This window comes from Nonomuraea sp. NPDC050547, assembly GCF_044457345.1.
Lineage (GTDB): Bacteria > Actinomycetota > Actinomycetes > Streptosporangiales > Streptosporangiaceae > Nonomuraea.
Genome location: NZ_JBITGW010000033.1, coordinates 70,974 through 80,556, shown reverse-complemented (window position 1 = coordinate 80,556; position 9,583 = coordinate 70,974). Strand labels below are relative to the sequence as shown.

Genomic DNA, 9,583 nt, shown 5'->3' with positions numbered 1-9,583 from the left:
CGACTGGACCCACACCGACACCCCGGTACTCAACCTCGACCAACTCGACACCGGCCACCACGACGACACCAACCCCAACCTGCCCATCAACCCCGCCCCCACCACGCAGGAGGTCCTCGCCCAGATCTGGCAGGAGGTCCTGGACGTGCCGCAGGTGAAACCGGACGACAACTTCTTCGCCCTGGGCGGCCACTCGCTGTCGGCGGTGCGCATGCTGTTCAAGGCGCGCGAGCGGCTGGCGGCCGAGCTGACGATGCGGGATCTGCACGAGATCGCCGACCTGGCGGCTCTGGCCGAGCTGGTCGAGCGGCGCCGTCCATGACCGGGCGCCTCTCCCCCACCCAGCAGCGGCTCTGGTTTCTCCAGCTGCTCGATCCGCAGGCCACGGAGTACAACGTGTGCGTGGGCTACGAGCTCGACGGCCGGCTCGACGTCGCCGCGCTGCGCCGATCGCTGAGCGCCGTCACGGACCGCCACGACGCGCTGCGGACCACCTTCCCCGCCGAGCGCGGACGGCCGGCGGCGCGCATCAGGCCACCGGGGGAACCCCTCCCCCTGCCCCTCACCGACCTGTCGGGCCTGCCCGACGCCGGCGCGCGAGCGGCGGACCTGGCCGCCGAGCGGGTGGCGCGGCCTTTCGACCTGGCCCGCGACCCGCTGTTCCGCGCCGACCTGATCCGCCTGGACCCCGCCCGGCACATCCTGCTGCTGAACCTGCACCACATCGTGGCCGACATGTGGTCCGTCCAGATCATCTTCGCCGAACTCGGCGCGTTGTACGACGCCGAGGCGCGCGGACGCGAGGCCGGCCTGCCCCTCCCCGCCGCGCGCTACGCCGACTACACCGCCTGGCAGCGCGATCAGCTGAGCGGCGGCCGTCTGGACCAGGCGCTGGCCTACTGGCGCGAACGTCTCAAGGACGCCCCGGCCGTTCCTGACCTCCCCACCGATCGGCCGCGGAGCCCGGAACGCTCGCCCGCGGGCGAGGAACTGCTGACGCCCGTGCCCGCCCAGGTGGCCAAGAGCCTGCGGCGGGTGGCGGGAGAGCTGCGCTGCACGATGTTCGTCCTGACCTTGACCGCGTTCCTACTGATGCTGGCCCGCCGGTCCAGGACCGGCGGCACGGTCGTCGCGGTGCCGGTCGCGGGCAGGGCCAAGCCCGAGTTCCAGGACACGGTCGGCTTCTTCGTCAACACCCTGCCGTTGCGCGTCGACCTGTCCGACGACCCCGAACCGGGGCGGGCGGTGGAGCGTGTCAGGACCGCCGTGCTGGAGGCGCTCGAACACGACATGGTCCCCTTCGACCTGCTGGTCGACCGGCTCGGCGTACCGCGCACCCCGGGCTGCAACCCGCTGGTCCAGGTCGGGTTCCAGCTCCTGCCGACGCCGCGCCGCGCCGGCCGGGTGCGCTGGCACGACCTCGAGGTCGGCGACTGGCAGGGGGTCAGCGAGCGCGTCACCCGGCTGGACCTCGAACTCCACCTGCTCGACAGCGCGCCGGAGGTGATCGAGACCCTGTGGTGCTATCGCACCGACCTGTTCGACGCCGCCACGGCCGAGCGCCTCTCCGCGGACTACCAGGCGCTGCTCGCCGAGATCGGGAACGGCTGATGGCGCCCCCCAGGCTGGTGACCGAGTGGTTCTGGCTGCCGAACCCCCGGCCCCAGGCCGGGCTCAGGCTGTTCTGCTTCCCGCACGCGGGCGGCGACGCGCCCGCCTTCGCCGAGTTCGGCCGGTCGTTGCCGCCCGACATCGAGGTGTGGGCCCTCCGCCTGCCCGGCCGCGGCGGCAGGTTCAACGAGGCGCACGCCGATGACGTGGAGCAGCTGGTCGACTGGATCTGCGACGCGATGCGCCCCCACCTGTCCGGCACGTACGCGCTGCTCGGGCAGAGCTTCGGCTCGCTCCTCGCCTACAACGTCGGCAGGCGGCTCTCCCCCGCCGCCTGCGTGCTGGCCGGGCTGGTTCCGCCGGCGCTGTGGCAGGGACCGCCGGGACCCACCGACCCGGGCCAGACCGCCGACTTCGTCCGCTCCATCGACGACTCGGTGAGCGAGATCCTGCAGCACCCGGAGCTGAGCGCGCTCCTGCTGTCGGTCGTCCAGGCCGATCTCAACCTGTGCGCGACCTACCTCCACCGGCACGAGCCGCTGCTGGAGTGCCCGGTGCTCGCCGTGGTCGGCGCCGACGATCCGCTGGTGACCAGCGAGCAGATGACCGGGTGGTCGCACGGCACGACCGGCCCCTTCGCCCAGCGCACGCTGCCGGGAGGGCACCTGGTCCTCCAGAGCGCGAACGGCGCGCTCACCCGGACCGTGGCCGAGTTCCTGCACGACACGGCATTGACCCCCCATCCGGAAGGCATGGCATGAACCGCCACGCGACGGCCGTGATCTCGGCCACCGGCGTCCTGACCTATCGCGGGCTTCACCAGCGAGCCGAGCGCTATCGAAGCGCGCTCGCCCAGGCCGGGCTCGGCGCCGGCGACGTGGTGGCCATCGCCCTGCCCGACGGCCAGGACGCCGTCGCCGCGCTGCTGGCCGCCCTGCGCTCCGGCACGCCCTTCACCTGGCTGACCGCCGACCTGCCCGCCGAACGCCAGGACGCCATCATCGCCGACTGCGCGCCGCGCGCCGTCCTCACCTGTCCCGGCACGCACTACGCCGGCCTTCCCGTCGTCCACGTCCTGGGTGACGACACCGATGTCGTACGGCAGGCGCCGGCCCCGGGTGCCGCCGAGGTGCCCAAGAACACCGAGTACCTGGTGTACACCTCGGGCTCGACCGGCCTGCCCAAAGGGATCGCGCAGCGGTCGGGCAACCTAGACCAGCTCACGCGCTGGCTGGGCACCGCGATCGGGGCCGATGAGACGTCGCGGGTGCTGCAGTGGGCACGGCTCGGCTACGACGCCGCGTACGTCGAGATCCTCACCGGGCTGCACGCGGGCGCGGCGGTGGTCGTGCCGCCGGGCGAGGTCAAGGGCGACGCGACGCGGCTGCACGAGTGGATCACCCACCACGGGGTGACGCACGTGCAGACGGTGCCGAGCCTGCTCCGTCATCTGCTGAACGTGGACGCCGGCGCGGCCGGCGGCGTGCGGGCCCTGAGCCTGTTCGGCGAGTCGCTGCGGGCCGGCCTGGTCGACGAGGGCCGGGCGCGCTTCCCCAACGCGGTCGTGCACAACTTCTATGGACCCACCGAGTGCATTCTCGCCACCTGGCAGCGCGTGCCCGTACCGGCCGCCGACCCGATCTCGCTGGGCGAGGCCATCCCGGGACGCCAGATCCTGTTGACCGGCGACGACGGCGCCGAGGTCGGCGAAGGCGAGGTCGGAGAGATCCGGGTGCGCAGCGTGTTTCTCGCGCACGGGTATCTCAACCGGCCGTGGGAGACCGAGCGTGCCTTCCGGCAGGGTGACGTCTACCGGACCGGCGACCTTGCCCGCCGTACGCCGGACGGACGGTTGGTGTTCGTTGGCAGGAGCGACGACCAGCTCAAGATCCGGGGCGCGCGGGTGGACCTGGGCGAGATCGAGGCGGCGCTGGCCCGTGATCCCGCCGTCGCGCAGGCGGCGGTCAAGGTCTACGGGGAAAGCCAGGAGTCGCTGCGGCCCGCGGCGTACGTGGTGGCGCGTCCCGAGGCGGTCATCGACACGCCCGCCCTGCACCGGCGGCTCGCTCTGGCTCTGCCCACCTACATGGTCCCGGCCGCGTACGTCGTCCTGGCCGAGATGCCGCTGACCGCCAGCGGCAAGGTCGACCGGCGGCGGCTGCCCGACCCCGAGCGTGACACCCGGCCGGTCGAGTTCGGCACCGACACCGAACGCGCGCTGGCGCGGATCTGGTGCGAGGTGATCGGCTGCGAGCGGGCGGGACCGGATGACGACTTCTTCGCGATCGGCGGCTACTCGCTGCTCGTCCCGCAGGTGACGGCCGAGGTGCTGGAACGGCTCGGAGCGGACCTATCGGTGCGTGCCGTGTTCGACCGTCCGATCCTGCGTGAGCTGGCCGCCCACATCGACCACGCGACCGCCGGACGCGAGGAGGAATCGTGATACCGCTCGGCGCCCACGACCTGACCGACCCCGCGTTCTGGGCCGCGGGCAACCCCCACGAGCTGGTCGACGACCTGCGCGGGCAAGGCGCGGTCCAGCGGCACGAGTCGGCCGCCGAGGGCCCGCTGTGGGCGGTGCTCACTCATCGGGAGGCGCTTGAGGTCCTCGGCGACGCCCAGACGTTCAGCTCACGTGGCGGCTCGCTGCTGGGCACCGGCCAGAGCCCGCCCGCGGGCTCCGGCCGGATGATGGCGCTCACCGACCCGCCCAGGCACCGCGGCTACCGTGAACCGGTCGCGCCCTTCTTCACCACCAGGTACGCCTCCGGTCTCCGGGGACGCCTGCGCGAGCTGACCGAGCGGGTGGTACGGCGGGCCCTGGAGCACGAAGAGATCGACTTCGTCAGAGAGATCGGCGCGAAGGTCCCGCTGACCATCATGTGCGACCTCATGGACATTCCCGATCAGGACCGGGACATGGTGGTCGGCCTGTGCGACCGGGCCTTCCTCGGGGTCACCCCGGCCGAGCGCAGGGCGGCTCACCAGGCGCTGCTGCCGTACCTGCTGCAGCTCGCGCTGGCCCGGCGTGACACCCCGGGCGCGGACCTCGTCAGCGCGTTCGCCGCCACGCTCGACCTCGACGAAGTGGTGCTGAACGCCGACAACATCATCGTCGGCGGCATCCAGACGGTCCGGCACACCGCCGCCATGGCGACCCTGACGCTGATGGAGCGGCCCGGGGCCTGGCGCGCGCTGGGCGAGTGCGCCGACCTCACCCGCGCCACCGACGAACTGCTGCGCTGGACCTCGGTCGGCCTGCACGTCCTGCGCACCGCGACCAGGGACGTCGAGCTCGGCGGGCAGAAGGTGCGCGAGGGCGACCGGGTGGTGGTGTGGACGCCCGCCGCCAACAGGGACGCCTCCGTCTTCGACCGGCCCCACCGGCTCGACCTGGAACGCCATCCCAACCGGCACCTCGCCTTCGGCTGGGGCACGCACTACTGCATCGGCGGGCCGCTGGCACGCGCCGAGCTCCGGGAGCTGTTCGGCGCGCTGTCCCGCCTCGTCGCGGAGATCGAGCCGCTGGGCGCGTACCGGCACAACCAGTCCATCATCAACTTCGGTCTTGATTCCTTCCCCGTACGGCTGCGCCCGCGATGAGGCTCGAATCGCTGGCCGACGGGCTGCGCGACGCCGGGTTCACCGCGGCGCGAGCGGTGGCGCTCCTGGGCGCGGAGGATGACGCGGATCTGCTGAGCCATGCCGCGCTGTACGCGTATGTGTCGGCGGAGCGGGTCGACGACCTGCTGACCAGTCCGGCCGGCGTGCTGACGCAGTTGTTCGTGCGCAACGGGCCGGTGCGCAGGGAGGTGTACGCGCGGATGCTGCCCGCTTCGCTGCGCGGACTGCTGGACGAGCACGGGCTGGTCACGCCGGGGGAAGGCACGGTCGCCGGCTCCGTCTCGATCTCTCCGGCCGGTTCCCTGTACTTCCTGTCGGACCCCCTGTTCAGCAGTGACGGAGCGATCAAGCTTTCGGCGGAGCCGGCGCTGGTCATGCCGCCGCACGCGTCGACGTTCGCGCTGCTGCACAACCTGGGCGAGGTGCGCGGGAGGCTGCTGGACGTCGGATCCGGCTGCGGTGTCCTGGCGTTGTCGCTGATGGATCGGTGCTCGGCGGTCACCGGGATCGACCTCAACCCGCGATCGGTCGAGTTCTCCCAGCTCAATGCCCGCGTGAACGGTCTCAGGGCCGAGTTCCGCCACGCCGCTTTCGGCCCGGGGTTCGAGCCGGCCGGTCCCGCGGACGCGCTGGTGTTCAACACCCCCACGGGGCCGGGGCACAGGTCGCTGGCGGAAGTGGGGCAGATGACCGCCCGGCGCGCGCTCGACCTGGTCACCTCGGCGACGGGGGTGCTGCGCTCCGGCGCCCTGGCCTACGTGCTGCTGATCGTCGAGGTGCCCGCGGACCGGCCATCGGCCGCCGACCTGGTTCGCGGCTGGATCCCCGACGGCTGGCAGGCATCGGCGACCGAGCTGCCCGGCTCTCCGCTGGCCTGCTCCCGCGCGGCGATGGACACGGGCAGGCTCGCTTTCGGCAGTGTGCTGGCCGCCGACGCGCGAGACGCGGAACGCCTCATCGGACGGCTGCGCGCGCGTGGCATCGCCGAGGTCATGCCGGTGCTGGTGACGCTCACTCCACCGGCTGCTTGATCGCGATCCGGGTGGCCGCCCGGATGAGCACCACGCCGCAGGCCGTCAGCACCACGAAGCAGACACCGAGCAGCACGCGATAGTCCACGACCGAGATCAGCACCACGCCCAGCGCGATGGAGACCGTCTGCGGTCCCACCGTGCACAGATCCGCGGCGGCCGCCACCCGGCCGACGATCTCCTGGGACGCGTACCGCTGCCACGCGGTCATGTAGCCCACCATCAGCCACGGCAGCCCGAAGCCGATGGACACGAAACCACCGATGACGACCGGCAGATTCGGTGCGGCGAGCAGCGCCGTGCCGATCGCCACGGACAGCAGGCCCACGCCCACCGTCCTGGCCTCGCCGTACCGCTGGATCAACCGCGTCGCCAGCAGGCCGCCGCAGATCCCGCCCGCGCCCTGGATCGCCATCAGGACGCCGAAGAACGAGGCGGGGCGGCCCAGGCCCTCGTCGATGACCGCGAAGTCGACGCTGTCCAGCAGCCCGAGCACGGCGAAGCTGACGGCCACGGCCACGCTGGTGAAGGCCAGCAGCGGGGTACGCGCGAGATGGGCGGCGCCGGCCGTGATCTCCCGCAGCGTGTTGCCCTTGGCGGGGATGGGGCGGGGCTCGCGGAGGCTGATGCTGAGCAGCATGACGATGGCGACGGCGAAGGTGACCGAGGTCAGGCCGACCAGGGCCCGGCCGCCGATCGCGGAGTAGAGCGCCGACCCCGCCAGCGGGCTGAGCAGCCTGATCGCCTCGCCGATCGTGCGTACCGCGGCGTTGGCCCCGGCCAGATCATCACCGGGCAGGATCATCTTGATCAGACTCGCCTGGGCGGGCCGGCGCAGGGTGAAGGACAGGCCGTAGCCGAAGGCGACGGCGTAGATGATCCACAGGTCGGCGGCGGAGTGCACCCCGAGCAGGGCCAGGACGCCCACGCCGGTCACCAGGTTGACCACGATCAGCGTCCGGCGCCTGCGCCATCGATCGACCAGGTGCCCCGACAGCGGGCTGAACAGGACCGGCAGGGACAGGCACAGGAAGACCGCGCCGGCCGCCGCGTTCTGCCCGGTCAAGTCCTTGGCCCAGATGCCCAGCGACAGGTATAAGGCGGTGTCGCCGAAGCTGCTCATGGACTGCCCGGTCAGCAGCCGGCGGAACCGCGGATCGGCCAGGGCGCTCATGGAGCGTCGCCTGGGTCGTCGTCCGGTGCGTCGTCGGTGCTGCTGGCCACGAACAGGCGCACCGGCCGGGCCCCTTCTGGTCGCAGATCCGCCTTCTCACCCCTTTCCAGGTAGTTGACGATCAGTGACTGGACGAGTTCGCGCACCTCGGTCAGCTCGGCGGAGCTCATCCAGAGGGTGGCGCCCATGATCAGGTTGGCTTCCTGCCATTCCTCGCTCTCGGCCGCCATCGTGCGCCGCCAGGTGCGCACCCGGTTGAACTCCTTCTCCAGGAACACCTCGGTCAGCGCCAGCCCCATCGGCGTGACCTCGGCGGCCGTGTCGACGGCCTGGACCGGACGGGCCAGCCGCCACGGCTTCTCTCTGGTGGACGAGGACACGCGCTCGATGAACCCGTACTCGGCGAGCGTCCGCAGATGGAAGGAACAACTCGCCACGCTCTCCCCGATGAGCTCCGCGCACCGGGTCGCAGTCGCGGAGCCGACTACTCCGAGGGTCTCCAGCAGGGCCAGCCGGATGGGGTGGGCCAGGGCGCGCAGCGCGCGCGGGTCGGCGATGGTGCGGTCCTCGTTCATGCGTCCATTATCCGAGAGCAAGAAACCTTACGCAAGCTTTCTTTAGGGTGTACCGTCGTCTAACGCAATGTCACTCACCGCGGAGGGACGTCTCCATGCGTATCGCCCTAGTCGCCGCCCTCACGTTGACCGGCGTCGGCACCTGCGCCACGGTCTCCACCGCCGCCACCGCCGTCCCCGACGGCTTCCTGCTGTACGAGATGGCCGCCATCGAGGGGAAGGGCCTGTGGTCGATCAACAAGCAGAAGGGCGCCAGGTTGGCGATCAACCCATGCCTGAACGACAAGCTCGGCACCAAGGGCAGAACCGCCGCCAGAACCATCCTTTACCACCGGCCGCCCAGCGACCGGCGGGCCGAGCAGGTGATCCTCTACTCCTCGGCCAAGGAGGCCGCGGCGGCGCTCGGCGAAGTGAAGAACGATCTGCCGCGATGCCCGCCGTTCCAGAGCGGGCCGCTCGTCTTCCGGTACTCCGGCCAGGCCCTGCGCCTGGGCGACGAGGGCCTGGCCGTGACCGGGCAGCTCTACGACCACGGCAAGGCCAAGGTCGGTGGTGACCGGGCGGTTCTCACCCGCCGGGGCAACGCCGTGATCGTCTATGCCCGCGCGGGCACGTTCGGCGCGCCGAAGGAGGCGGACTTCGCCCAGCAGAAGAAGGACGCCGGCACGATGCTCGCCAAGATCTGCCGGATCGCGAGCTGCTGAACGTCACTCTCCGTGACCGTGCGTGTCAGGGCACCAGACGAAAGCCGACCCCGCGCACGGTCTGAATGAGGCCGGGATTGGCGAGCTTGCGGCGCAGCCAGGAAATATGCACACCCAAAGTCCTGGTGTCGTCAGCGTCGTTGCGCTCCCATACCTCCCGCATAATGTCGGCCCGGCTGAACACCTTTCCGGGCTCGGACGCGAGAAAGGTGAGAAGCTCGAACTCCTTACGGGTGAGCTGGATCTCGACGGCGTGCACGCTGACCAAGCGCTGGCGCTGATCGATTCGCAATGCGCCGACTTTCCTGACGGCGCTTCCCTTATACGGGTCGCTCAGCGCACGACGGGCCACGGCTTCAATCCTGGCGCTCAGCTCACGCATGCTGTAGGGCTGGACCACATAATCATCGGCGCCGAGCCTGAGGCCGAGCACCCGGTCGAACTCCGCGCCCTCAGCGCTGACCATGATAATCGGAATATCTGAAGTCGTCCTGATTTTCCGGCAGACTTCGTATCCGTCCATATCCGGCAGGCGGGCGCCCAGAAGGATCACGTCCGCCGCGGCCTGGCGATGGAGCGCTTCCGCACCTCCGGAGACGTATATGGCCTGGTGGCCGTACACGTCCAGGCCGAACAGCAGCGTTTCCACGGGCTCGTCTTGGTGCATAACCACGAGGACGCGCATTTCGAGTCTCTCGCCCCCCGACGGTCGAGTCCGTTCAGAATCGAAGCCGTGTACGGCTGGGCCATTAGCCGCGATCCGCACAGGGCTAACTTCGATGGTAGCTAACCAGTGAAAAACCAGTATGTCAACATATTTGACCCCCTTTGTGATGGCGCTCACTCCTCGAGCAATTGCGCGAC

10 protein-coding genes are annotated in these 9,583 nt (G+C 70.8%); 7 read left to right on the top strand and 3 right to left on the bottom strand.

All coding sequences use genetic code 11. The features are described from left to right. The 6 genes from ACIBHY_RS51955 to ACIBHY_RS51930 form a co-directional block, all read left to right on the top strand. A partial coding sequence (locus tag ACIBHY_RS51955) for a phosphopantetheine-binding protein (protein ID WP_397310715.1) occupies positions 1-322 on the top strand: 322 nt, incomplete at its 5' end. Further along, positions 319-1,611 carry a condensation domain-containing protein gene (locus tag ACIBHY_RS51950; RefSeq protein ID WP_397310714.1) on the top strand — a complete coding sequence of 431 codons (1,293 nt, stop codon included), beginning with the start codon at positions 319-321 and terminating at the stop codon, positions 1,609-1,611. The genes ACIBHY_RS51955 and ACIBHY_RS51950, both read left to right, overlap by 4 nt. Beyond that, entirely contained in the window at positions 1,611-2,372 is a 762-nt protein-coding gene (locus tag ACIBHY_RS51945; RefSeq protein ID WP_397257305.1) for a thioesterase II family protein, read from the top strand. The genes ACIBHY_RS51950 and ACIBHY_RS51945 overlap by 1 nt, the downstream gene beginning before the upstream one ends. Continuing rightward, the gene (locus ACIBHY_RS51940; protein ID WP_397257304.1) at positions 2,369-4,054 is read left to right on the top strand and encodes an AMP-binding protein; all 1,686 of its coding nucleotides are present in this window, start codon (positions 2,369-2,371) and stop codon (positions 4,052-4,054) included. The genes ACIBHY_RS51945 and ACIBHY_RS51940 overlap by 4 nt, the downstream gene beginning before the upstream one ends. Then, positions 4,051-5,214: a cytochrome P450 gene (locus ACIBHY_RS51935; RefSeq protein ID WP_397257302.1), complete on the top strand. Its 1,164-nt coding sequence runs from the start codon at positions 4,051-4,053 to the stop codon at positions 5,212-5,214. The genes ACIBHY_RS51940 and ACIBHY_RS51935 overlap by 4 nt, the downstream gene beginning before the upstream one ends. After that, positions 5,211-6,266 carry a methyltransferase gene (locus tag ACIBHY_RS51930; protein ID WP_397257300.1) on the top strand — a complete coding sequence of 352 codons (1,056 nt, stop codon included), beginning with the start codon at positions 5,211-5,213 and terminating at the stop codon, positions 6,264-6,266. The genes ACIBHY_RS51935 and ACIBHY_RS51930 overlap by 4 nt, the downstream gene beginning before the upstream one ends. Here ACIBHY_RS51930 and ACIBHY_RS51925 read toward each other — a convergent pair. Next, on the bottom strand, positions 6,247-7,440 hold the full coding sequence (locus tag ACIBHY_RS51925) for an MFS transporter (RefSeq protein ID WP_397310713.1): 1,194 nt from the start codon (positions 7,438-7,440) through the stop codon (positions 6,247-6,249). The two genes, ACIBHY_RS51930 and ACIBHY_RS51925, sit on opposite strands and share 20 nt — an antisense overlap. Then, positions 7,437-8,015 (bottom strand): ArsR/SmtB family transcription factor, encoded by a 579-nt coding sequence (locus ACIBHY_RS51920; RefSeq protein ID WP_397257296.1) that lies wholly within the window; start codon positions 8,013-8,015, stop codon positions 7,437-7,439. Before ACIBHY_RS51920 ends, ACIBHY_RS51925 begins: the two co-directional genes overlap by 4 nt. A 95-nt stretch (positions 8,016-8,110) precedes the next feature. Here ACIBHY_RS51920 and ACIBHY_RS51915 point away from each other — a divergent pair, with 95 nt between their 5' ends. Continuing rightward, on the top strand, positions 8,111-8,719 hold the full coding sequence (locus ACIBHY_RS51915) for a hypothetical protein (protein WP_397257294.1): 609 nt from the start codon (positions 8,111-8,113) through the stop codon (positions 8,717-8,719). 25 nt (positions 8,720-8,744) lie between these two features. Here the strand turns inward: ACIBHY_RS51915 and ACIBHY_RS51910 are convergent, their stop codons facing one another. Continuing rightward, positions 8,745-9,368, bottom strand: a complete 624-nt coding sequence (locus ACIBHY_RS51910; RefSeq protein ID WP_397257292.1) for a winged helix-turn-helix domain-containing protein — start codon at positions 9,366-9,368, stop codon at positions 8,745-8,747. Positions 9,369-9,583: the final 215 nt, after the last annotated feature.

What these genes read in the sequence shown, in the direction of transcription:
- ACIBHY_RS51950 (WP_397310714.1), top strand. Translation starts at nt 319, where the DNA reads ATGACCGGGCGCCTCTCCCCCACCCAGCAGCGGCTCTGGTTTCTCCAG.
- ACIBHY_RS51945 (WP_397257305.1), top strand. Translation starts at nt 1,611, where the DNA reads ATGGCGCCCCCCAGGCTGGTGACCGAGTGGTTCTGGCTGCCGAACCCC.
- ACIBHY_RS51940 (WP_397257304.1), top strand. Translation starts at nt 2,369, where the DNA reads ATGAACCGCCACGCGACGGCCGTGATCTCGGCCACCGGCGTCCTGACC.
- ACIBHY_RS51930 (WP_397257300.1), top strand. Translation starts at nt 5,211, where the DNA reads ATGAGGCTCGAATCGCTGGCCGACGGGCTGCGCGACGCCGGGTTCACC.
- ACIBHY_RS51925 (WP_397310713.1), bottom strand. Translation starts at nt 7,440, where the DNA reads ATGAGCGCCCTGGCCGATCCGCGGTTCCGCCGGCTGCTGACCGGGCAG.
- ACIBHY_RS51920 (WP_397257296.1), bottom strand. Translation starts at nt 8,015, where the DNA reads ATGAACGAGGACCGCACCATCGCCGACCCGCGCGCGCTGCGCGCCCTG.
- ACIBHY_RS51915 (WP_397257294.1), top strand. Translation starts at nt 8,111, where the DNA reads ATGCGTATCGCCCTAGTCGCCGCCCTCACGTTGACCGGCGTCGGCACC.